The sequence below is a fragment of the Bradyrhizobium sp. CCBAU 11357 genome (assembly GCF_028128865.1).
Taxonomy (GTDB): domain Bacteria; phylum Pseudomonadota; class Alphaproteobacteria; order Rhizobiales; family Xanthobacteraceae; genus Bradyrhizobium.
In genome coordinates, this window is record NZ_LBJW01000016.1 from 54,094 (window position 1) to 76,528 (window position 22,435).

At 64.8% G+C, this 22,435-nt stretch carries 19 protein-coding genes and 1 tRNA gene; 10 read left to right on the forward strand and 10 right to left on the reverse strand.

Translation table 11 applies throughout. From position 1 onward, the window contains the following. Nucleotides 1-2: 2 nt before the first annotated feature. From XI05_RS03590 to XI05_RS03615, 6 genes are all read right to left on the reverse strand, one after another. Nucleotides 3-980: an FkbM family methyltransferase gene (locus XI05_RS03590; protein ID WP_271498684.1), complete on the reverse strand. Its 978-nt coding sequence runs from the start codon at nt 978-980 to the stop codon at nt 3-5. Then, a complete protein-coding gene (locus tag XI05_RS03595) occupies nt 980-2,176 on the reverse strand; it encodes an NADH-quinone oxidoreductase subunit D (RefSeq protein WP_172783526.1) in 1,197 nt (398 codons plus the stop codon). The genes XI05_RS03590 and XI05_RS03595 overlap by 1 nt, the downstream gene beginning before the upstream one ends. Before the next feature lie 2 nt (nt 2,177-2,178). Continuing rightward, the gene (locus XI05_RS03600) at nt 2,179-2,793 is read right to left on the reverse strand and encodes an NADH-quinone oxidoreductase subunit C (protein ID WP_271498686.1); all 615 of its coding nucleotides are present in this window, start codon (nt 2,791-2,793) and stop codon (nt 2,179-2,181) included. A gap of 11 nt (nt 2,794-2,804) precedes the next feature. Further along, on the reverse strand, nt 2,805-3,395 hold the full coding sequence (locus XI05_RS03605) for a NuoB/complex I 20 kDa subunit family protein (protein WP_036025347.1): 591 nt from the start codon (nt 3,393-3,395) through the stop codon (nt 2,805-2,807). Continuing rightward, nucleotides 3,386-3,751, reverse strand: a complete 366-nt coding sequence (locus XI05_RS03610; RefSeq protein ID WP_008136158.1) for an NADH-quinone oxidoreductase subunit A — start codon at nt 3,749-3,751, stop codon at nt 3,386-3,388. Before XI05_RS03610 ends, XI05_RS03605 begins: the two co-directional genes overlap by 10 nt. 708 nt (nt 3,752-4,459) lie before the next feature. Next, entirely contained in the window at nt 4,460-6,718 is a 2,259-nt protein-coding gene (locus XI05_RS03615) for a TonB-dependent siderophore receptor (RefSeq protein WP_271498689.1), read from the reverse strand. Nucleotides 6,719-7,140: 422 nt separating this feature from the next. On the opposite strand from XI05_RS03615, the gene XI05_RS03620 reads away from it, so the two are divergent. The 4 genes from XI05_RS03620 (at nt 7,141) to pepT (ending at nt 9,450) form a co-directional block, all read left to right on the forward strand. Further along, nucleotides 7,141-7,344: a hypothetical protein gene (locus tag XI05_RS03620; protein WP_085384802.1), complete on the forward strand. Its 204-nt coding sequence runs from the start codon at nt 7,141-7,143 to the stop codon at nt 7,342-7,344. 159 nt (nt 7,345-7,503) lie between these two features. Further along, nucleotides 7,504-7,580, forward strand: a tRNA-Asp gene (locus XI05_RS03625). A gap of 194 nt (nt 7,581-7,774) precedes the next feature. After that, nucleotides 7,775-8,104: an HU family DNA-binding protein gene (locus XI05_RS03630; RefSeq protein ID WP_271498692.1), complete on the forward strand. Its 330-nt coding sequence runs from the start codon at nt 7,775-7,777 to the stop codon at nt 8,102-8,104. A gap of 95 nt (nt 8,105-8,199) precedes the next feature. After that, entirely contained in the window at nt 8,200-9,450 is a 1,251-nt protein-coding gene (pepT, locus tag XI05_RS03635; RefSeq protein ID WP_172783521.1) for a peptidase T, read from the forward strand. Between the two features lie 63 nt (nt 9,451-9,513). Here the strand turns inward: pepT and XI05_RS03640 are convergent, their stop codons facing one another. Beyond that, on the reverse strand, nt 9,514-10,404 hold the full coding sequence (locus XI05_RS03640) for a hypothetical protein (protein WP_271498694.1): 891 nt from the start codon (nt 10,402-10,404) through the stop codon (nt 9,514-9,516). 358 nt (nt 10,405-10,762) lie between these two features. Here XI05_RS03640 and XI05_RS03645 point away from each other — a divergent pair, with 358 nt between their 5' ends. From XI05_RS03645 to XI05_RS03670, 6 genes are all read left to right on the forward strand, one after another. Continuing rightward, nucleotides 10,763-10,993, forward strand: coding sequence for a hypothetical protein (locus XI05_RS03645; protein WP_271498697.1), 231 nt, complete (start codon nt 10,763-10,765; stop codon nt 10,991-10,993). Between the two features lie 120 nt (nt 10,994-11,113). Then, nucleotides 11,114-11,473, forward strand: coding sequence for a hypothetical protein (locus XI05_RS03650; protein ID WP_271498699.1), 360 nt, complete (start codon nt 11,114-11,116; stop codon nt 11,471-11,473). A gap of 56 nt (nt 11,474-11,529) precedes the next feature. Next, the gene (gene ihpA, locus XI05_RS03655; RefSeq protein WP_271498702.1) at nt 11,530-12,804 is read left to right on the forward strand and encodes a divalent metal ion exporter subunit IhpA; all 1,275 of its coding nucleotides are present in this window, start codon (nt 11,530-11,532) and stop codon (nt 12,802-12,804) included. After that, nucleotides 12,801-13,778, forward strand: a complete 978-nt coding sequence (ihpB, locus tag XI05_RS03660) for a divalent metal ion exporter adaptor subunit IhpB (protein ID WP_271498705.1) — start codon at nt 12,801-12,803, stop codon at nt 13,776-13,778. The genes ihpA and ihpB overlap by 4 nt, the downstream gene beginning before the upstream one ends. Beyond that, nucleotides 13,771-16,989 carry an efflux RND transporter permease subunit gene (locus XI05_RS03665; RefSeq protein WP_271498708.1) on the forward strand — a complete coding sequence of 1,073 codons (3,219 nt, stop codon included), beginning with the start codon at nt 13,771-13,773 and terminating at the stop codon, nt 16,987-16,989. Before ihpB ends, XI05_RS03665 begins: the two co-directional genes overlap by 8 nt. A 2-nt stretch (nt 16,990-16,991) precedes the next feature. Further along, complete coding sequence (locus XI05_RS03670) at nt 16,992-17,966, forward strand: cation diffusion facilitator family transporter (protein WP_271498710.1); 975 nt, start codon at nt 16,992-16,994, stop codon at nt 17,964-17,966. A gap of 13 nt (nt 17,967-17,979) precedes the next feature. On the opposite strand, the gene XI05_RS03675 is transcribed toward XI05_RS03670, so the two are convergent. From XI05_RS03675 to asnB, 3 genes are read right to left on the reverse strand one after another with little or no spacing between them, the layout of a single operon-like run. Further along, complete coding sequence (locus tag XI05_RS03675; RefSeq protein WP_271498711.1) at nt 17,980-19,668, reverse strand: hypothetical protein; 1,689 nt, start codon at nt 19,666-19,668, stop codon at nt 17,980-17,982. Beyond that, complete coding sequence (locus XI05_RS03680) at nt 19,665-20,513, reverse strand: class I SAM-dependent methyltransferase (protein ID WP_271498713.1); 849 nt, start codon at nt 20,511-20,513, stop codon at nt 19,665-19,667. The genes XI05_RS03675 and XI05_RS03680 overlap by 4 nt, the downstream gene beginning before the upstream one ends. Before the next feature lie 17 nt (nt 20,514-20,530). Then, entirely contained in the window at nt 20,531-22,435 is a 1,905-nt protein-coding gene (gene asnB / locus XI05_RS03685; protein WP_271498715.1) for an asparagine synthase (glutamine-hydrolyzing), read from the reverse strand.

Consider the following 22,435-nt stretch of genomic DNA (forward strand, 5'->3'; position numbering starts at 1 on the left):
TCTCACTGCATGCGGCGCGCGGATTTCGCATTCAGGTTCTTGGCGTTGAGGGCTTCGATCCTGTCCTGCCAGAATGCGCTTGCGGTGCCGAAAACGTTGTAGCCGACGTGGGTCGAGACCTTGATGCGGTCGAGGATCGACAGCTCGGTCACGGTCTCCATGCGGTTGCTGCGCGGATCGAACACGATCAGCTTCAGCGGGGTCTGTTCGAGGATGAAGCGCGACACGGCGTGGGAGCGGTCGCTGCCGTGCTCCTCGCACATGATGACGCTGTCGGCCTGCAGCAGGCGGAAGCCGCCCTTGATCGCCTCGATCTCGACGCCCTCGACGTCGAGCTTGATCAGGTACTTGCCGCTCGCGGCGATCTTGCCGTCGTCGATCAGGTTGTCGAGCGCGATCACCGGCACCTCCTCCCCGCCCGCCGACTGATCGCCGGCGATGCTGAAGGCCTCGTGCTTGGTGCCCGACAGGCGCGCGGTCCCGCGCGCCGCTCCGATCGCGCACTTCATCGTCTCGAAGCGGCCAGCGTTGACGCGCGCATTGTTGGCGAGCTTCGGGTAGTTCTGGCCCGACGGCTCGATCGCGATCGCCTTGTGAGCGCCGAACGGCTTGCTCGAGACCAGCACCGACCAATAGCCGTAATTGGCGCCGCAATCGAGCAGCGTGTAGTCGACGTCGATGGAATCGGCGAACAGCAGCTCGAGCTCGTCTTCATAGTTGTACGAGCGGTTGAGCAGCTTGCTCCAATAGCCGTCGCCGTAGGGGAATTCGAACACCGCGTCGGAATTGAGCCTGATCGCGATGTTGCGCTCGGGCAGCGTCTTGCGCAGCAAATTCGCGCAGGCGATGTAGCCCATATGCGAGAAGTGCGAGGAGATCTTCGATCCCGTCACCAGCGCCAAGGCAGCCGTCCGCTCCCACAGGTTGGCCCCTTCAAGGGCCCCCGAGGCGCGGTCAAACTGGATTGGCGCCTGCGCCATCACCGATCGACCTCTCCGAACACGATGTCGAGCGAGCCCAGGATCGCCGAGACGTCGGCGAGCAGATGGCCGCGGCAGATGTGGTCCATGGCCTGGAGATGGGCAAAGCCCGGCGCGCGGATCTTGCACTTGTAGGGCTTGTTGGTGCCGTCGGCGACGAGATAGACGCCGAACTCGCCCTTGGGCGCCTCGACCGCGGCATAGATCTCGCCGGCCGGCACGTGGACGCCTTCGGTGTAGAGCTTGAAGTGGTGGATCAGCGCTTCCATCGAGCGCTTCATCTCGCCGCGACGCGGCGGCGCGACCTTGTTGTCGGCGACGACGACCGGGCCCTTGCCGTCGGGCGCGTTCAGCTTCTGGATGCACTGCTTCATGATGCGCACGGACTGGCGCATCTCTTCCATGCGGATCAGATAGCGGTCGTAGCAGTCGCCGTTCTTGCCGATCGGGATGTCGAAATCCATCTCGGCGTAGCATTCATAGGGCTGCGACTTGCGCAGGTCCCAGGCCGCGCCCGAGCCGCGCACCATCACGCCCGAGAAGCCCCACTCCCAGGCTTCCTTCAGAGGCACCACGCCGATGTCGACGTTGCGCTGCTTGAAGATGCGGTTGGCGGTGAGCAGGCGATCGAGATCGTCCACCACCTTGAGGAACGGATCGCACCAGGCCTCGATGTCGTCGACCAGCTTCTGCGGCAGATCCTGGTGCACGCCGCCGATCCGGAAGTAAGCCGCGTGCATGCGGCTGCCCGAGGCGCGCTCGTAGAACACCATCAGCTTCTCGCGCTCTTCGAAGCCCCACAGCGGCGGGGTCAGCGCGCCGACGTCCATCGCCTGCGTGGTGACGTTGAGCAGATGCGACAGGATGCGGCCGATCTCGCAATAGAGCACGCGGATCAGCTGGCCGCGGCGCGGCACCTCGATGCCGAGCAGCTTTTCGGCGGCCATGCAGAAGGCGTGCTCCTGGTTCATCGGCGCGACGTAGTCGAGCCGGTCGAAATAAGGGATCGCCTGCAGATAGGTCTTCTGCTCGATCAGCTTCTCGGTGCCGCGGTGCAAGAGACCGATATGCGGGTCGACGCGCTCGACGACCTCGCCGTCCAGCTCCAGCACGAGGCGCAGCACGCCGTGCGCCGCCGGATGCTGCGGTCCAAAGTTGATCGTAAAGTTGCGAAGCTGTTCAGATTGCTCGTTCATGATCAGACCTTCGGCCCCGCTTTTTCATCGCCCGGAAGCACCGGATAGTCGGCTCCTTCCCAAGGAGACAAAAAGTCGAACTTGCGGAATTCCTGGTTGAGCCGGACCGGCTCGTACACCACCCGCTTCTCCTGGTCGTCGTAGCGGACCTCGACGAAGCCGGTGAGCGGGAAATCCTTGCGCAGCGGATGGCCCTCGAAGCCGTAATCCGTGAGGATGCGGCGCATGTCGGGATGGCCGACGAAGAACACGCCGTAGAGGTCGTAGGCTTCGCGCTCGAACCAGTCGGCGCCGGGGAAGATTTCGATCAGCGACGGCACCTGCGTGGTCTCGTCGGCCTGCGCCTTGAGCCGGATGCGCGCGTTCAGGGTCGGCGACAGGAAATGATAGATCACGTCGAAGCGCTTCTCGCGATCCGGGTAGTCCACCGCCGTGATGTCGGTGATGTTGACGAAACGGCAGTTCGGGTCATCGCGGAGGTATTTGACCACCTCGACGATCCTGGCGGCTTCGACGTCCACGGTGAGCTGGTTGAAGGCCACCGAGTGACCGGTCGCGGCGCCCGGAAGCGCGCTAACGATCGTCTGCCCCAGGGCGTCGAGCTTGGCGTCGTCCATGACGTAAAACCTTAGCGTTCGATGGTGCCGGTGCGCCGGATCTTCTTCTGCAGCAGCAGCACGCCGTAGAGCAGCGCTTCCGCCGTGGGCGGGCAGCCCGGCACGTAGATGTCGATCGGCACGATGCGGTCGCAGCCGCGCACGACCGAATAGGAATAGTGATAGTAGCCGCCGCCATTGGCGCACGAGCCCATCGAGATGACGTAGCGCGGCTCGGGCATCTGGTCGTAGACCTTGCGCAGCGCCGGCGCCATCTTGTTGGTCAGCGTTCCCGCAACGATCATCACGTCGGACTGGCGCGGCGAGGCACGCGGCGCGAAGCCGAAGCGCTCGACGTCGTAGCGCGGCATCGAGACCTGCATCATCTCGACCGCGCAGCAGGCAAGACCGAAGGTCATCCACATCAGGGAGCCGGTGCGCGCCCAGGTGATGAGGTCGTCGGTCGCGGCCACGAAGAAGCCCTTGTCGGACAGCTCCGAATTGACCTCGAGGAAGAACGGATCATTGGCCCCGACCGGCTTGCCGGTGGACGGGTCCAGAATGCCCTTCGGGGCCGGCGCGATCACCGGACCTGCGGACTGCGTAGCTGGGTTCAATCCCATTCCAGTGCTCCCTTCTTCCATTCATAGGCGAACCCGACCGTCAGCACGGCGAGGAACACCACCATGGACCAGAAGCCGGTCGCGCCAAGCTTGCCGAACGCCACCGCCCAGGGAAACAGAAACGCCACCTCGAGGTCGAAGATGATGAAGAGGATGGCGACCAGATAGAAGCGGACGTCGAACTTCATGCGGGCGTCGTCGAAGGCGTTGAAACCGCACTCATAGGCCGACAGCTTTTCCGGGTCCGGCTGCTGGAACGCCACGATGAAGGGCGCGATCAGCAGCACGAGGCCGATGAGGCCCGCTACCCCTATGAAGACGACGAGTGGAAGATAGTTCTGCAGAATGCCGCTCATTGGCGAGCCCTTTTTCCCGCAGCCTCGGGACAGCCACGGATTCGTCCGATTTGGAATTATTCTGAGCCTTAGCGCAGTGCACCAATGGGCGCAAGACACGCTCTTTTCAGGCCCTTTGCCGCCCCCAGAACGGTGAAAATCCCGGAATCACCCCGCGGCTGGTATGGAGCAGATCGCCATGGCCAGCAAGGGCCGCCACGGCCTCGCAGGTCAGCCGTTCGGAGATTGCGGCGCTCGGGCCGAGCCAGTTATTTGCTGCGCGATGACCGACCAAAATGCTCAGGTTTTTGGTGCGGCAGCGCACTCAGCCCCGGCAATCGCCGCCGCAGGGGCTGCGACCGTCGTTCCGGCGACATAATTTGCCGACGCTCCCTCCCAAATCGGCGCGGCCGGAGGCCAACGATGGTATCGCCTCATCAGGCGCAGGAAAGACACCTTTCCACAGCCGCGAGTGATCAGAACAGCCATGCCGCACGACGGGACCGCTGGTCTGACGAATGCGCCGGCGGTCGGCTTCAAGCCGGCCGCGAGCGCGGCGGCGGCGACCTGCTGGTCGCGCGCGCCGCGCTCGGATGAGCTTCGGGCCGGGGGGCATGGCCCGCGAGCTCATCGTGACGGCGGATCAGCGGTCGTCCGGGCGGAGGCGACCGAACATCACGATCAATTGCTCCAAGCCCCGGAGCCTTCCGGCCCTGCCCTCGCCTGTCCTCACCATTTGTAGGAGACGCTGGCGGTGACGCGGCGGCGGTCGCCGTAGAAGCAGGACGTGGCCGACGCGCAGCTTGCGACATAGATCTTGTCGGTCAGGTTGATCACGTTCAGCGCCGTGCGCCAGTTCTGCCATTCGTAGTGGAGCGCGAGATCGCCGAGCACGACTGCGGGAACCTCGAGCGTGTTGGCAGTATCGGCCCAGGACGGGCCGATATAGCGGACGCCACCGCCGAAGCCGAACCCTGCGAGCGGTCCGTCCTTGAAGGTGTAGTCCGCCCACCCCGACACCAGGAGTTCGGGCGTGTTGGTCGGTGTCTTGCCGACCAGCGCCGGATCCAGGTCCTTGCTGTTGAAGAGATGATAGGCCGTGAAGGCGCCGATGAACTTCAGCTCCTTCGTGGCATTGGCCACCGCTTCCAGCTCGATGCCGCGCGACGTTACCTCGCCGGTCTGGTTCTGCAGCACCGGAACGATGCCCGCGCCCGTGGTCGTCGTCACGTTCTGGCGAACCAGATCGAAGACCGAGACGGTGAAATAGCCGTCGAAGCCGACCGGCGCGACCTTCACGCCGATTTCGGCCTGCTTGCCGGTCTCCGGCAGGAACAGCCGGTTCGCCGCATTGAGGCCGATGATCGGATTGTAGCTCGTCGAGTAGGAGACGTAGGGCGCGATGCCGTTGTCGAAATTGTAGATCAGCCCGGCGCGACCGCTGAACCTGCTGTCGTCGCGGCTGGCGACGGTCGCCCCGGTGTCACGAGCTTCCTGCGTCGTCTCGACCCAATCATTGCGGCCGCTTAGCACCAGCGTGAAATTGCCGAGCTTCATCTGGTCCTGAAGATAGGTGCCGGCCTGCTTCTGCGTGATCAGGAAGTTGCGGAACGGCGAGCCCGGCAACGGAACCTCAGCTCCCCCATAGGCCGGATTGAAGACGTTGATCGAGGGCACACCGAACCCGAAGGCCTGATAATCGTCGATCTGATAGCCCCGCAGATCGACACCGAACAGCATCGTGTGCCTGACTGGACCGGTGTTGAAGCGATACTCGAGCTGATTATCGAGATTGGCCTGATTGGCCGTGTTCTTCGCGTACCAATTGTAGCGATTGAGCGTGGCCGTATTGATGCTGGCCCAATCGTTGCCGACATAGCCGCGGTAGCTGATGTCGACATGCGCGAAGCGAGCGTTCTGACGGAACGTCACATCGTCGGTGAGATGGCGCTCGAACTGATAGCCGAGCATCTCCTGCTCGCGCGTGAACTTGTCGACGCTGGGATCACCGACGAAGAAGCTGGTCGGAATCTTCCCGAACGGCGCGTTGGTCACCGTGCCTTGGTAGGGCAGGAAGTTGATGCCGCGGGTATCCTGCTTCGAGGCCGAGGCCAGCACCGTGAAGGTGGTGTCGGAATCCGGCTTCCACGTGAATGACGGCGCAATGAAGTAGTTGTTGTCAGGTGTGAAGTTGACCTGCGTGCCGCCGTTCTGGACCTGGCCGACAACGCGCGCGAACAGCTTGCCGTTCTCAGGACTGGTCGCGACCGGGCCGCCCATGTCGAAGCTGACATAGGCGTTGCCGAAATTGTTGACGGCGGCCTCGATGTAGCGGATCGGCTCTGCCGGCGGCATCTTGCTGATGACGTTGACGATGCCGCTCGGGCTCGATCCGCCGTAAAGCACGGCTGACGGACCGCGCAACACCTCGACCCGCTCCATGTTGGGAGTCTGCAGCTTCCAACTGGCATAGGACGTGTAGAATAGCTGCATGCCGTCGAGGAACAGACCGATATCCTCGGACTTGAAGCCGCGGATCAGCCACCAATCGTTGCGGGTGTCCGTGCCGAAAGTCCCTGCCCGGACGCCGGCGGTGTAGCGCAGGACCTCGTCGAGCTTGTTCGGCTTCTGGTCGCGGATCTGCTCGGCACCGATGACGGACACCGCCTGAGGTGTCTCCATGATCGGCGTGTTGGTCTTGGTGCCTGATGAGCTGCGGCCGGCGACATAGCCGTTCACCGGCCCGCGCGGCGTCTCCACGAAGCCGACTTCGCGCCGTGGCTGCGGCTTGTTGCGCTCGGCGGTCTGCACCGACGATCGCGTCGCGCGGCGCTGTGGGGCCGCGGCAGCACGTCTGCGTGTTTCCGGCGCGGTGACGGTCACGGAGGGCAGATTTTGCGCGCCACTCTGCGCGGAAGATTGTGCAAGCGATGCCTGCGGCATCAAGACCCAAGCGGATGCGGTCGCCAACACGGCCGACCGCAGCATTCCAAGACTGTTCAACGCGCCACCCCAAAGCTGCATCTTCGATGCGTCATGCCGCCTGTCCCCGGAACGGCATGCGCTTGGGGTGACGCTTATGTGAGGGCGCGCGATTTCCCTAATTGAAAGCTTCTTAGAACGAGTCTTAGAAGCGATCCACAAATCGGCAGGTGCGTATGAGCTTAGCTTCCTCAGGTCGCATTCGGATTTCCCGAGCTTGCGCCACTGGTCGTCGCAATTGGCCCCCGCCGGCTCACCGGGCTCCGCGCCAATCCGGATCGACATCCTCGTCTTGGAAAAGCCGGCCGCCTCCACTCCCTCCAAAGGGGAGATGAAACCATTTTGCGGAACCCGCGAAACCATCCGGAAACAGATGGCCCCTAGAAGATGAGCCCATAGACGGCGGCAAAGCCCGCCCGGAGGCTCAGATGAACCACTCAATTCATTCTGCTGATCGTGCGACCCACCTGAAGATCGTGGTGGTGGCGCTGGTGGCCGGCATTGCCGTGGCCGGCTTCGGGATCGCGGCCCGCACCAATGCCGATTACAGCCAGACCGCCCAGTCCGCCCATGTGATCAAGGCTGGCAAGCCGGTGGTGGTGACCAGCGCGGGCACGTCCGAGATTCGCTGATTCATGCCCTTTGGGCTGACCATTGGCCGCCGCCGGGCGGCCTTTTTCGTTTTCCAGAGCAATGCTTAGCGGGGACGCCCGGGGGAAGCGCAACGTCCTTGACTTCACCATGTCCCCCCTTTAAGTCCCCCCTCGTTCCGCGCGCCTTCAGCGAACCACGCGGGAGTAGCTCAGTTGGTTAGAGCGCCGGCCTGTCACGCCGGAGGTCGCGGGTTCGAGCCCCGTCTCTCGCGCCATTTTTGGCAATCCCCTCATAAGCTTAGCCCGAACGCTTTTCGCGGCTCTGCGCGCAATTTCAGGCGGCTGCCGGGAACTCTCGGCATAGTCAGCCCGCGTCCGAATCGTCTACGCCTAGAAGGGCTTGGAGGGACCCCACATATTCTCGGCTTTTTTCGGGACTCCCTGTCATTGGACGATGAGGAGGCCAGACATGGCTAAGAAGGATCCGGCCAAGAGGGATTCGGCGAAGAAGACAGCCGTGCCCGCCACGATCACGCTCAAGCACCTCGCTGCCGACATTGCCGACCGCCAGGATGTCTCCAAAAAGCACGCCGAGGCGGTCCTGACCGACATGGTCGATCTGATCGCCAAGCACCTCAAGAAGGGCGACCGGGTCCGCATCGTCGGCCTTGGCATCCTCCAGGTCCGCAAGCGCGCCGCCCGCACCGGCCGCAATCCGACCACCGGCGAAGCGATCCACATCAAGGCCAGCAGGAAGGTCGCGTTCCGCCCGGTCAAGGAACTGAAGGAGGCGATCTGAGGCCACCAAAGCCTGGCCCGAGCCCGTTCCGGCCGCTTCACGGCCCGCTTTTCTGATATACCGCCTGCTTCCCGAACCCGGCGGTTTGACCAGAAATGTCCTCCCTCTCCTTTTCGCATACCGTGACCGAGCGCTTCCTGCGCTACGTCACCATCGACACCCAGTCCGATCCGGCATCGCCTCACTCGCCCTCGACCGAGAAACAGAAGGATCTCGGCCGCGTGCTCGCTGCCGAGCTGAAGGCCATGGGCGTTGCGGACGCGCATCTCGACGAATACGGCTACGTCTACGGAACGATCCCGGCCAACACCGACAAGAAGGTGCCGGTGATCTGCTTCTGCTCGCACATGGACACCTCGCCCGACGTCACGGGCAAGGGCGTCAAGCCGCAAGTCGTGAAGAACTATCGCGGCGGCGACATCATCCTGCCCGGCGACACCAGCCAGGTGATCCGCTTCAATGAGCACCCCGCGCTGAAGAACCAGATCGGCAACGACATCATCACCACCGATGGCACCACGCTGTTGGGGGCCGACAACAAGGCCGGCGTCGCCGAGATCATGGATGCCGCGCATTTCTTCCTCAACAACCCCGACGTGAAGCACGGTACCATCAAGATCCTGTTCACGCCGGACGAGGAGATCGGCCGCGGCGTCGACAATGTCGACCTGAAGAAGCTGGGGGCCGATTTCGGCTACACCATGGACGGCGAGAGCGCCGGCTGTGTCGAGGACGAGACCTTCTCGGCCGATGGTGCCACCATCACCATCAACGGCGTCAGCGCCCATCCCGGCTACGCCAAAGGCAAGATGGAGCACGCGATCAAGATCGCCGCCGCCATCGTCGAGCGTCTGCCGAAGGAGGGCTGCTCGCCCGAGACCACCTCGGGCAAGCAGGGCTTTCTGCATCCGATCGGCATCGAGGGCGCGCTGGAGCAGGCGACGCTCTCCTTCATCGTCCGCGACTTCACCGAGGAAGGGCTGAAGGAGAAGGAGGCGCTGCTCGAGGACATCGTCAAGGACGTGATGAAGGACTATCCGCGCTCGACCTACGCGTTCGAGGTCAAGGAGCAGTACCGCAACATGAAGCAGGTGATCGATCGTCACCCGCACGTGCTCGAATACGCCATCGAGGCGATCCGCCGCGCCGGCCTGCGGCCGATGCGCACCGCGATCCGCGGCGGCACCGACGGCTCGCGCCTGTCCTTCATGGGCCTGCCCTGCCCCAACATCTTCGCCGGCGAGCACGCGTTTCATTCGCGGCTCGAATGGGTCAGCCGGCAGGATATGGAAAAGGCGGTGGAGACCATCGTGCATCTGGCGATGATCTGGGAAGAAAAGGCCTGAGCCTTCCTGCAGACGTCGACGATGGCCGGGCTTCCGCCCGGCCATTTTCATTTGATTGAGAGCCTACGGCACCGGCATTGCGCGCGGATTGCGATGGAAGCGGTTGGCGCTCGCCATCCAGTTCGGCAACGGTGCGCCGTCACGATGCCGGCCGCCGGCAACGGCTGCAGCCCAGGCCACTGCGGCGCCGATCAGGGTCGCGGCTGCGACCGAGAACGCCACGATGATCGAGTTACGCCGCGCGCGGTTGATGGCCGTCTTCGAGTCTGCGATCAGCGCATCGACCCGCCGCTCGGATTCAGGGGCCGCCAGTCCGGTGACAGCGGCGACCTGCTGCACGAGGTAGGCGCGATCGTCGGTGCTGACGCCGCTGTGGCTGGACGAGGTCATCAGGATACGTCCAGCTTCGGCGCGCGGTTCCCTCAGGTCAGCGTTCGGCGCGCGGCGCGGCGCGCGGAACAGCTTGTCGAGCTCATAGCTCAACAAGGGCTCGGCCGCCGAGGTGTTGCTCGCCGAGCTGCGCATCGGCGAACGGTCGATCGCGGCAGCGCCGAGGAGCGCGAGCAGAGCTGCGCCGGCCAGGACCGCCAGCGCCCAGGCGGTCAGGCCATGGAGTCCGTCCCGCCGCTCGCCGTCATCCTCGATCGTTACAAGCACGGGCTCGGGCCGGGTCGTTCGGCCGGCGATGTAGCCGCCGAAGCCGAAGCTGACGATCGCCTGGATGATCAGATAGAGCCCGGAGAGTAGCGCCAGCGCTGCCGAGGCATCGCGCCAGGTCGGCGAGGCCGAACTGACACCGAGGCCGACCGCGACACCAAAACCGATCAGGATGAACGACATTGCGCTCGCAGCAAGCGCGCCCGCGAACACCGAGCTCCACTGGATCGTTCGAGGCGCCTCGACTGCCAGGCCGCTTTCCATGACCTCTTCCCGCATGAGAGTTTCCACGGTCATTGCCGCGCTCTCAGCGCAGGCCGAAGAACGACAGGATCGCCATGATGACGACGATCAAGCCGATCAGATAAATCAATCCGTCCATTGTCCGTCCTCCTCAGATCTTCTGATCGCTAATCGCGAGGTATGAGGAACGTTCCTAATTGGACAGATCGGATGGAACGAACTTGGAAGATGCGGGTTATCCGCCCAAGTCCTAAGGATATAGATTGTGAGCACATGAGGCCTCAGCCGGCTCGTCCGGCTGGGGCCTTTCCGCGTTGCGGCCGGCGCGTCTCCTCCTGTCGTATGTTAACGACGCCGGGGCCGGGATCATCAATGATGCGATCAGGCGGAACCTGCAGATCAGGAGAGGCGCGTGGACCGCAGAACGGCGTGCCTGCATCAGGCGAATGCATTCCGGGAGAAAGCCCTCGCCGATCCCGAGCACCACGACCAATGGATCGACGAGGCCATCAAGTGGCTGGAACGGGCGATGGAAGCGAGCTGTCGGGCCGCCATCACCATGGAAGGTGACGACGGCAGCGGAGCTTCGGCCCCCACGATCAAAGCCATGGTGCCACTTCGGCGCGCCATCGTTCGCCAGTGAGAGGCGCTGGCACCGCATACGCTGCTGCGGCAATTGTTCCAGGGACGTAACAATGTTGCGGGTCGACACTGTTCCCGCGCCCATGCTAGGCCGAGCACAGACCGCAACCAGAGTGACGTCGTGCTCGCAAACCGCCAGCCCTCAGGATCCTGCCGCTCGCGCGCCCGGCGCGGGCTGCTGTCCGTGCTGATCGCGGCTGTCTATCTGCTCGCGGGCGTGCTGCACGGCGCACACGATATCGACGTCACCACGCCCCGCGGTGGCTCGGAGATCGCCGCGGTCCTCGATGGCGCCGGCGGTAGCGACCACAAGGCCATCGGGGGACATCATTGCCACGGCTGCTTCTCGCTGACCGTGGCACAGCCGATGCCATCGACGGCAGCGACCGCGCTTGCGTCGGCGCCGAGCCCGCAACGGGCCCCCCGGCTCGCCGGAATTATTCCCGATACCGACTCTCCCCCTCCCAGACCTATTGCCTGAACGGATTGGTCGGGCGCCCCGCGCCCATTAAGCTTCATCCTTCACAGGTCGGTTTCATGTTTCGCAGGGGAATGGCCGCGCGCCTGGCGTGCGCGGCGGCGTGTCTGATTGCAGCATCGGCGCTTGCACCATCGCACGCCCAGACTTTGACGATGCGGAGCGCCCTGGCGCGCGCGCTGGCGGCGAGCCCGCGGCTGACGGCGGCGGAGCGCGACGTCGGCATCGCCACGGGCCAGCGCATCCAGGCGGGCGCCCTGCTCAATCCGGAGCTGTCCTATGAACAGGACGATTCATTCGGCTCCGGCAGATATCGCGGAACGCGCTCGGCCGAGACCACGCTGCAGATCAGCCAGGCCTTCGAGCTGTTCGGCAAGCGCGAGGCGCGGATTGCCGCAGGCGCAGCCGGCATCGAGGTCGCCGCGATCCAGCGCAAAGCCGTCAGGCTCGAGGTGCTGTCGGAGACCGCGATCGCCTTTCTCAGCGTGCTCGGCGCGCAGCGGCGCATCCAGATCCTCGACGAGCAGATTGGCGCCATCGATCGCCTCACGCCGCTCCTGCGCCGCCGGGTCGAAGCCGGCGCCTCGTCGCCGGCCGAGACCGGCCGCGCCGAGGTCGCCTCCGCCCTGGTGAAGGCCGACCGCGAGCGCTTCAAGGCGACCTTGGCGAGCGCCCGGCGCGAGCTTGCAGTGCTGATGGGCGATGCGTCCGCAAAATTCGGCGAGGTCTCCGGCCGGCTCGAGACCACCGGACGCCCGCCGACGTTCCAGGCGGTTGTCGCCGCCATCGACGCCAATCCGCAGCTGGTGCGCTGGACCGCGGTCCATGCCCAGCGCAATGCCGAGCTCCTGCTGGCGCGGCTCAAGCCCTATCCGGACGTGCGGATCGCGGCCGGATGGCGTCACTATAACGAGACCAATGACGACGCGGTGCGTCTGTCCGTCTCGGTGCCGATCCCCGTGTTCGACCAGAACCAGGGCAACATCCTTTCGGCCCAGGAAAGCCTCGCCAAGACCAAAGCCGAGCGCGAGGCCAATCGCAACGCGCTGATCGTGATCGCCGGACGCGCCTACGATTCGCTCCAGGGCTCGCTGCGCGAGCTCGCGGTGCTGCGCGAGACCGCGATCCCCAAGGCCGTCGAAGCGTCCGAGGCGATCTCGCAAGGCTATGGCCAGGGCCGCTTCACCCTGCTCGAAGTGCTGGACGCCCAGGCCAGCGTGACCCAGGCGCGGCTGCGCGAGCAGGAGGCGCTGCAGAATTTCCACGCGGGCGTCGCGACCATCGAAGGCCTCGTCGGCAATCCCTTCACGCTGGCGCGGGAGAGCGCACGATGAAAACGTCCTCGACCATCCTGATAGCCATCGTTGCCGCCGCGCTCGGCGCTTACGGCTATTCCCTGCTCGCGCCCGGCAAGGTCGCGCCGGCCGAGCACGCTGCGCATTCCGAGCCGAAGAAGCCGAACGACCATGTCGAGCAGGACGAGCACGGCGCCGACCGCATCCGCATCTCCGACGTGAAGCTGGCCGCCGCGGGCGTCACCCTGGCGGAAGCCGCCAGCGCCACACTGACCGACACGCTCGCCTTCAACGGCATCCTGCGCGCCAACCAGGAAACCGTGGTACAGGTGACGCCACGCTTTCCGGGCCTCGCCAAATCCATCCAGAAGCGGATCGGCGACAAGGTCGGCAAGGACGATCTGCTCGCCGCGATCGAAAGCAACCAGAGCCTCACCGTCTATGAACTGAAGGCGCCGATTGCCGGCACCATCATCGAGCGACAGATCTCGCTCGGCGAATACGCCTCCGAGCAGAAGCCGGCCTTCGTCGTCGCCGATCTCTCCACCATCTGGGTCGATCTGTCGATCTACCGCCAGGACTTAAGGCGCGTCCGCATCAATGACGAGGTGCTGATCGATCCAGACGACGGCCGCGGCGAGATCAAGGGCACGATCTCCTACATGGCGCCGATCGGCAGTAGCGAGACCCAGACCGCGCTGGCGCGCGTGGTGCTGCCCAATCCGGACGGCCGCCTGCGGCCCGGCCTGTTCGTCACGGCACGGCTGATCCTCGCGGCGCGCAATGTCGCGGTCGCGGTGCGCCGGAGCGCGATCCAGACGCTGGAGAACAGGACCATCGTGTTCGTGCGCGAGGACGGCGACAAGATCGAAGCCCGCCCGGTCGAGCTTGGCGATTCCGATCCGCGCCACGTCGAGATCAAGGCCGGCCTTGCGGCAGGCGAGCATTACGTCGCCGAGAACAGCTTCGTCGTGAAGGCGGAGATGGGCAAGGGCGAGGCCGAGCATGATTGAGCGTGTCATCGCCGTCTCGCTGCATCAGCGCTGGCTGGTGCTGGTACTCGCACTCGGCGCCGTCGCCTTCGGAGTTTGGAATTTCCAGCGCCTGCCGATCGACGCGGTGCCCGACATCACCAACGTCCAGGTCCAGATCAACACCCGCGCCCCCGGCTATTCGCCGCTGGAGACCGAGCAGCGCATCACCTTCCCGGTCGAGACCGCGATGGGCGGCCTGCCCAAGCTCGACTACACCCGCTCGCTGTCGCGCTACGGCCTCAGCCAGGTGACAATCGTCTTCAAGGATGGCACCGACATCTACTTCGCCCGGCAGCTCGTCGGGGAACGCATCCAGCAGGTGAAGGACCAGCTGCCGGCGGGCGTCGAGGTCGCGATGGGTCCGGTCTCGACCGGCCTCGGCGAGATCTTCATGTACACCGTGGAGACCAAGGCAGGCGCAAAGACGCAGGGCGGCCGCGACTATTCGCTGACCGATCTACGCACCGTGCAGGACTGGATCATCCGGCCGCAGCTTCGCAACGTGCCTGGTGTGATCGAGGTCAACACCATCGGCGGCTTCGAGCGGCAATTCCACGTGCTGCCCGACCCCGGCAAGCTGATGGCCTACCGGCTCGGCTTTCGCGACGTGATGACCGCGCTCGCCGCCAACAACGCCAATGTCGGCGCCGGCTATATCGAGCGCAACGGCGAGCAGTACCTGGTTCGCTCGCCTGGCCAGGTCGGCAATATCGGCGAGATCCAGGACATCGTGATCGGCTCGCGCGGCGGAAATCCCGTGCGGATCAGGGATGTCGCGACCGTTATCGAGGGGCGCGATCTGCGCACGGGTGCCGCGACACGCAACGGCGAGGAGACCGTGCTCGGCACCGCCATGCTGCTGATCGGCGAGAACAGCCGCAGCGTCGCCCGCCGTGTCGCGGCCCGTCTCGAGGAGATCGCAAAATCGCTGCCCGAGGGCGTCGTGACGCGGACCGTCTACGACCGCACCGACCTGGTCGAAGCCACCATCCGCACGGTCAAGAACAACCTGCTTGAGGGCGCGGCACTGGTGGTGGCCGTGCTGTTCCTGATCCTCGGCAACATCCGTGCCGCGCTGGTCACAGCCTGCGTCATTCCGCTGTCGATGGCGATGACCATCACCGGCATGGTCGAAACCAAGGTCAGCGCGAACCTGATGTCTCTCGGCGCAATCGACTTCGGCATCATTGTCGACGGTGCCGTCATCATCGTCGAGAATTGCCTGCGCATGCTGGCCGCGGCCCAGCGCGAGAAAGGCGGCCTGCTCACGACTCCGGAACGGCTGCGCGCGATCCTGCACGGGTCCAGCGAAGTGATCAAGCCGAGCCTGTTCGGAACGCTGATCATCGCCGTGGTCTATCTGCCGGTGCTGACGCTGACCGGCGTCGAGGGCAAGATGTTCACGCCGATGGCGCTGACGGTGCTGATGGCGCTCGGCGCGGCCGTGCTGTTCTCCATCACCTTTGTGCCGGCATCCGTTGCCATCTTCGTCACCGGCAAGGTGTCCGAGCACGAAAACCTGTTCATGCGGGCAGCAAAGCGCGGCTATCTCCCCCTGCTCCGTTTTGCCATCGACAATCGGGCCGCGGTCGCGATCATGGCCGCTGTCATCGTGGTCGCAAGCGGCATCGCCGCTTCGCGGATGGGAGGCGAGTTCATTCCGAGCCTCGACGAAGGCGACGTCGCGCTGGCTTCGATCCGGATTCCCGGCACCAGCCTCACCCAGTCGCTGGACCTGCAGAAAGCGCTGGAAAAGCGCATCAAGCAGGTTCCGGAGGTGAAGGAGTTCTTCACCCGCATCGGCACCGCGGAGATCGCCACCGATCCGATGTCGCCGGCGCAGACCGACGGCTACATCATGCTGAAGCCGCGTGCCGAATGGCCCGACCCGGGCAAGTCGAAATCGGAGCTGGTCGAGGCCATCGAGCATGCTGCAGACGAGATTCCCGGCAGCGCCTATGAAATCTCCCAGCCGATCCAGTTTCGCGTCAACGAGCTGATCTCCGGCGTACGCACCGATGTCGGCGTCAAGATCTTCGGCGACGATCTCGACATCCTGCAAGGCGCCGCCAAGCAGGTGGAGGCCGCGATCCGCGGCATCCGCGGCGCCAGCGACGTCAAGATCGAGCAGGTCGCGGGCCTGCCGATCCTCACCGTCCGCCTCGACCGCCAGGCGCTCGCCCGCTATGGCCTCAGCGTCGCCGAAGTGCAGGGCATCGTCGAGATCGCGGTCGGCGGCAAGTCGGCGGGCAAGCTGTTCGAAGGCGATCGGCGCTTCGACATCGTGGTCCGCCTGCCCGAGCATTTGCGCGGCAATCTCGAGGCGATCCGCGCGATCCCGATTCCACTGCCGCCCGCCGAGGAGGCCGGCTCCGGCACGGCCGTTCGAACGGCGCTGGCCAGCTCTTCCCTCGCCCAGATGCGTTACGTGCCGCTCTCGTCGGTCGCCACCGTCGATGCGACGCCGGGGCCGAACCAGATCAGCCGCGAGAACGGCAAGCGGCGGATCGTCGTCACCGCCAATGTCCGCGCGCGCGACCTCGGCTCCTTCGTGGCCGAGGCCGAGGCGGCAGTGGCGGAGAAGGTCAAGCTGCCGGCGGGTTACTTCATCGGCTGGGGCGGCCAGTTCGAGCAGCTTGTCTCGGCCACCAAGCGGCTGACGATCGTGGTGCCCGTGGCCCTGCTCCTGGTGTTCCTGCTGCTGTTCATGGGCATGGGATCGGCGGCCGATGCGGCGCTGGTGTTCTCCGGCGTGCCGCTGGCGCTGACCGGAGGCGTCGCCGCGCTGCTGCTGCGCGACATTCCCTTGTCGATCAGCGCCGGCGTCGGCTTCATCGCACTGTCGGGCGTCGCCGTTCTCAATGGCCTCGTCATCATCGCCTTCATCGAGCGTCTGCGCAGCGAGGGACACTCGGTCGCGGAGGCCGTGCGCGAAGGTGCGCTGACGCGGCTGCGCCCGGTGCTGATGACGGCCCTCGTTGCCTCGCTCGGCTTCGTGCCGATGGCACTCGCCACCGGCGCCGGCGCCGAGGTGCAGCGGCCGCTCGCGACCGTGGTGATCGGGGGCATCATCTCCTCGACCATCCTGACGCTGCTGGTGCTGCCGGCGCTCTACGTGCTGTTCCGCCGTGACGTGGCAAATGAAAGGCCTACAATGGCGTCTGATTTGGCGGCGTCCGCGGAGCGCTAGAATTGGGCAGCCACGACCACCACGGTCATCACCACCATGATCATGCGGGCCACTCGCATGCGCATGGCCACGATCACGGTCACGGGCACGGCCATGTCCATGCGCCCGCCAATTTCGGCAAGGCGTTCGCGCTCGGCATTACGCTCAACACCGCGCTCGTCGTGGCCGAGGCGATTTACGGCTATGTCGGCAACTCCACCGCCCTGCTCGCCGATGCCGGCCATAACCTGTCCGACGTGCTCGGCCTCGTCATTGCCTGGGGCGCCTCGATCGCAGCCCGCCGCGCACCCAGCGGCCGCTTCACCTACGGTTTTCGCGCCTCCACCATCCTGGCGGCGCTGGCCAATGCGGTGTTCCTGCTGGTCGCAACCGGCGCCATCGGCTGGGAGGCGATCCTGCGCCTGCGCGAGCCGGAGCCGGTCGCAGGTGTCACCGTGATGGTGGTCGCGGGCATCGGCATCCTCGTCAACGGTTTCACCGCCCTGCTGTTCGCGAGCGGCCGCAAGGACGACATCAACATCGAAGGCGCGTATCTGCACATGGCGGCCGACGCCGCGGTCTCGCTCGGCGTCGTCGTCTCAGCCGCGCTGATCATCTGGACCGGCTGGCTCTGGCTCGACCCCATCACCAGCCTCGTCATCTGCGCCACCATCCTCTGGAGCACGACCAGCCTCTTGCGCGGCTCCATCGACATGTCGATGGCGGCCGCGCCCAAGGGCACCGACCTCGCCGCAATCAGGGCATTCCTGCTGGCGCGGCCGGGCGTCTCAGGGATTCACGATCTCCACGTCTGGCCGATCTCGACCACCGAGACGGCGCTGACCTGCCATCTCGTGATGCCGGCCGGCAGCGACGACGCATTCCTGATGCAGACGACGCAGCTCCTCAAGACATCCTTCCGCATCGGCCACACCACGCTTCAGGTCGAGACGCATCCCGACAATGGCTGCGCGCTCGCGCCGGATGATGTGGTGTGAAAACCTCCTGGCGTCATGACCGAGCCGCGGCGTCAGTCACGCGCCCGCCTTGCCCCTTGCCGCTATCGGACTTGCCGTCGTGGCCCCTGATGCTTTCGAACAGCAGCCAAAGCAGCACGGCACTCGAGCCGCCGAGGAAGGGAATGGCGTAGTAGCCGTAGCGATTGAAGCCATAGACGAGGAAGGCCGGAAACGCGGCGCTGACCAGCGCGAGCAGGATCATCAGGGCGCCGACCGCAACAAGGCCGCGCGGAAGGCGGCGAACGAAGCCCGCATAGCTCGCGGGGACGCCGATCAGCAGAACGAGTGCCAGCCCGAGTGTCGCCGAGGACAGCCACACGATCGGTCCCGCGCGGTCATCGTATTCGGTGGAGACTTTCACGCCGCAGCAAACCGGCACCAGGTCCGAACTCGGCGCGTAGCCATGCCGCATGACTTCGCTCAGGTAGCCCTGCAGCCGATCCGCAGTCGGCAAGAACCGCGCTAGCGGCCAGCCGGGCTTGTAATAGTCCTGAATCAGCTGGCCGCGTTTGAAGCCGGTGGGACTGCCAAAAAATGGATAGGGCTCGCGCTGAACGAAGGCCTCGTAGCCCTGCGGGCTCGGCGCCCGCCGCGCAACCGAATTCGCATCGAACAGCAGGAAATGCATTTCCCGCAGGAAGTGCCTGGTCAGATGCCGATACAGCGTCGAAGGCGTCGTCAGCGTCTCGATGAAGATGTCACGTGCGATCCTCTCGAGATCCGCATCGTTCTCCCCGGCCATCTTCAACCGGTGCACTGCGCCGAACGGCCATTGATATTCACCGACGTCGGGCCAACCAAGGCTGGTGTCGGCGGCCCGCATCTTCGCAACGTACTCGCGTGCCTGTGCCTTATGCTCGAGATGGATGCCGTGATCGAAATCTCCGGAATAGCCGATCACGAAGGAGATCACGGCAAGGATCTCGTTGCCGGTGGACCGCTTCCCTATCACGGCGTTGATGGCCGTTGGGGTGAGGTAGACCGCCGAAGCCAGGACGGCTGCCAGTCCAAGCGCGCCGAGGCGACGCAGCAAGCGGGCATCGAGCACAAAAAGCAACCACAGCAGAATGACGACGGCCTGGCCTATCGCCGCCGACCGGCACACCATGAGCGCCCCGAGCGTCAAGCCCACGCACGCCGAAGCGAGAAATGGCGGCCAGTTCCTGAACGCTGCGCCAGCGGCAATGAAGGCCGCAAGGCTCACCAGGAAGTTGGAAATCGTCTCGGCGCCCACCGTATTGTCGTAGTGGATGATGCGGCCATGCAGCGCCGCGAAAAAAAAGGCCAGGAGCGCGAAGAAGCGGGGCGCACCGGCCAGGCGTACGGTCGCGGCAACGAGAAGAGCGGTGCCGACGCTCATCAGGTGCTGGGCGATGACGAAGACCAGGATGTGTGGGCCAAACAGCTTCGAAAGCAGCACAAGGAAGACCGCCACACCGTACGGCCGCTTGATCGCATCCTCGATATATTGCCCCTTCAGGATCGATTCCGCCTGAATGATGTAGGCGCCGCCATCCTCATGGATGAAGTGATCAGGCCAGGCCACCAGGAAGGCGAGGTGAACGGTCAAGACAAAGCCGATCGCACCGACCCAGATCCAGAACCACGCGATGGAATTTGCCCATCCCAGCAATGCAGGCAACAATCCAGGGCGACCGGCGCGTGCCTCGTTCATCTTCAATGCAAGCCCTTGGTATGTTCGGTCGCGGATTGAGCGTGCGGCCCCGCCGGGCGGGTGCCGGACACCGTCCAGCTATAACCATGCCGGTGATAGAGCTGAACATCCGCAAATCCCGCATCGGACAGCAACGCCTCCGCCTCGGCGCGGGTATAGTATTTCGCATAGGCGGGGTTGAGCTGATCGTAGATGGTCAGGCGGCGAACCGAGCGCGGAAACTTCGCCAGGACGGAACGCATGTAGCTGCGCATCGGAAGCGGAATAATCCGGCAGAGCCAGATATAGCCAGTCAGGGCGAACTCCAGCAGATGCGACAGCGCCACGAGCATCCGGTGCGGCATCCGCACCGTGAGCTTGCGCAGCGGGATTGCGATCGACAAATAGGTCTCGTTGCCTTCAACGCCGTAGAGCCACACGATGCAGCGTCCGCCCGGCCGAAGCGCTGCGAACGCGGCGCGGACGACCGGCTCCGGCTCGGGGATATGGTGTAATACGCCCATCGAGACGACGTAGTCGAGCCCAAGACCGGGCGGCAGTTGATCGCCTGGCACCTGGAGATACTCGATGCGGTCCGCCTTGGCGGTGGTGTTGGCCTTCAAGACCTCGAATGCAGCCGATGGTTCGACCGCAACGACGCGATCGGCCCCCGCATCGAGCAGCATGTTGACGATACGTCCGGTGCCGCTGCCTATGTCGGCGACCCTCGCGCCCTTGATATCGTCGAGCGTCAACAGCGGGCCGAACAGGTCGCCGAGCAGATCAGCCGACCCGTAATAGCCGGGGTTGTCCCGGAAAGCAGTCCACTGCTCTCCGAAATCGCTGATCGTCTGTCCCTTCAGATCCGGCATGCGCGCGTCCAGCTCGCTCAACGCGGCCGGGGGGCCGCGAGCCCCGTCAGCCATATCCCCAACGTCAGAATGGGCCATAGTGCGAAGGCGTTGTCGCTGCGCCGCTCCAGATGTTCGTTCCACAGCATCCGGATCGCATCCGGCTTGAGATAAGGCACGAAAACGTCCGGCTCCTTGTTGAAGACGCGATCGCAAATCGCTTGCAGGCCACCGCGCCTCATCAGTTGCGCAATGGGCACGTTGAACCCGCGCTTGCGCGACCATGCGGCTTCCCTCGGCATACCCAGGCGCTCGGCGAGCTTGCGGAGCACGTATTTCGGGGCGCCCTTCGGCCAGGGATTGAGAAGCGCGACATCGATCGTACCCGCGAGGTCCATCACCCGCCGATCGAGGATCGGAACGCGTACCTCGAGCGAATGCGCCATGCTCATCGCATCGACCTTCGTGAGCACGCTTTGGAGATGAAAACGCTGGTCGGCGATCAGTGCCCGATCCAGCACGTTTTCGTGCGGCTCCGCATAATATTCCGCATATTCCGCGAACGGATCGGCCGCGGCGACATCGACCATCTCCGGCGCGTAGATCTTCGCGGCAAGGAATCGGGGGACCAGCCGCCGCCATTGCAGATGCGGGCTGTCGCCCTCCTCACTGAGCCCCAGCGCAAAACGGGCCAGTTGTGCCGCCGCGGGAAGACGTCTCTCGTTGCCGCGGACGGCGGCATAGGCAAACCGGCCGGTCATGCCCGCAACGCCGCGCGGCACGACGCGGCGCAAGGGCTCCGCCATGGCAGTTGCGGCGTAGGTCTCGTATCCGGCGAAGAACTCGTCGCCGCCATCGCCGGACAGAACGACGCTGCAATGCTGCCGGACTGCGCCGGCCAGACGGTAGAAGCCAAGCGCACCCGTATCGGCGCACTGCCCGTCGAAATGATGGACGACCGCGCGAAGGGCCGTCTCGGCATCCTCGCCCCCTTCCCCATCGACCACTCTGACCGACAGGCCCGCAGCTGCGGCGATCTCTTTTGCCGCGGCGGATTCATCATGGCTCTTCTCGGTGAAGCCTGCCGTGAACAACGGCGGCTTCAATCCGAGCTGCTTCAGCGTGAGCGTGATGAGCGAGCTGTCAACGCCTCCGCTTTGCAGCACGCCCAGCGGCACGTCACTCACCATCTGGCTCTCGACGACCGTTTGAATCGTCGACCGCAGGCGGTCGACCGCTTCATCCAACCGGTCGACCCTCGGCGCGCGAACCGGACGCCAGAACCGGCGCTCGGTCCGTTCGCTGGCGGCAAAGCTGATCACCGTGCCTGGAGGCACCTGCCTGATCTCGCGGAAAAGACTCTGTCGGGTCCCGGTGTGCCCGGCGGCCAGGAACGTGTGCAGAGCAGCGGGATCGATATGCGCCGCCACGAGCCCGCTCGCCAGGATTCCCTTCACCTCGCTCGCGAACACGACATCGCTGCGGTCATCGAAGTAATAGAGCGGCTTGATGCCGATGCCGTCACGCGCGAGGATCAGGCGACGCTCCTGACGGTCCCAGAGACCGACGGCGAAGAAACCCTCCAGCCGTTCGAACATCGCCTCTCCCCATGCGAGATAGGCATAGGGCAGAATTTCCGTATCGCAGTGCCCGCGGAACTGGAAGCCGAAGGAGCGTTCGAGCTCCCGGCGCAGCTCGCCATCGTTGTAGATCTCGCCATTGTAGGTCACAACGATGCGTCCGGAAGGATCGAGCATCGGCTGGTGGCCGGCATCCGACAGATCCCGGATGGCGAGCCGACGGTGAGCGAAGCCGACGGACTGGTCCAGCCAGAAACCGTCTCCGTCCGGCCCGCGATGGATCAACGCCGCAGACATCGCCGCGACCGTGCCGCGATCAGCCGGGCGGCCGTCGCGATGGAAGATTCCGGCTATGCCGCACAT

Bases quoted from the DNA above. Each gene is read 5' to 3' on its own strand.
- XI05_RS03590 (WP_271498684.1), bottom strand. From the start codon at position 980: ATGGCGCAGGCGCCAATCCAGTTTGACCGCGCCTCGGGGGCCCTTGAA.
- XI05_RS03595 (WP_172783526.1), bottom strand. From the start codon at position 2,176: ATGAACGAGCAATCTGAACAGCTTCGCAACTTTACGATCAACTTTGGA.
- XI05_RS03600 (WP_271498686.1), bottom strand. From the start codon at position 2,793: ATGGACGACGCCAAGCTCGACGCCCTGGGGCAGACGATCGTTAGCGCG.
- XI05_RS03605 (WP_036025347.1), bottom strand. From the start codon at position 3,395: ATGGGATTGAACCCAGCTACGCAGTCCGCAGGTCCGGTGATCGCGCCG.
- XI05_RS03610 (WP_008136158.1), bottom strand. From the start codon at position 3,751: ATGAGCGGCATTCTGCAGAACTATCTTCCACTCGTCGTCTTCATAGGG.
- XI05_RS03615 (WP_271498689.1), bottom strand. From the start codon at position 6,718: ATGCTGCGGTCGGCCGTGTTGGCGACCGCATCCGCTTGGGTCTTGATG.
- XI05_RS03620 (WP_085384802.1), top strand. From the start codon at position 7,141: ATGAACCACTCAATTCATTCTGCTGATCGTGCGACCCACCTGAAGATC.
- XI05_RS03630 (WP_271498692.1), top strand. From the start codon at position 7,775: ATGGCTAAGAAGGATCCGGCCAAGAGGGATTCGGCGAAGAAGACAGCC.
- pepT (WP_172783521.1), top strand. From the start codon at position 8,200: ATGTCCTCCCTCTCCTTTTCGCATACCGTGACCGAGCGCTTCCTGCGC.
- XI05_RS03640 (WP_271498694.1), bottom strand. From the start codon at position 10,404: ATGACCGTGGAAACTCTCATGCGGGAAGAGGTCATGGAAAGCGGCCTG.
- ihpA (WP_271498702.1), top strand. From the start codon at position 11,530: ATGTTTCGCAGGGGAATGGCCGCGCGCCTGGCGTGCGCGGCGGCGTGT.
- ihpB (WP_271498705.1), top strand. From the start codon at position 12,801: ATGAAAACGTCCTCGACCATCCTGATAGCCATCGTTGCCGCCGCGCTC.
- XI05_RS03665 (WP_271498708.1), top strand. From the start codon at position 13,771: ATGATTGAGCGTGTCATCGCCGTCTCGCTGCATCAGCGCTGGCTGGTG.
- XI05_RS03680 (WP_271498713.1), bottom strand. From the start codon at position 20,513: ATGCCGGATCTGAAGGGACAGACGATCAGCGATTTCGGAGAGCAGTGG.
- asnB (WP_271498715.1), bottom strand. From the start codon at position 22,435: ATGTGCGGCATAGCCGGAATCTTCCATCGCGACGGCCGCCCGGCTGAT.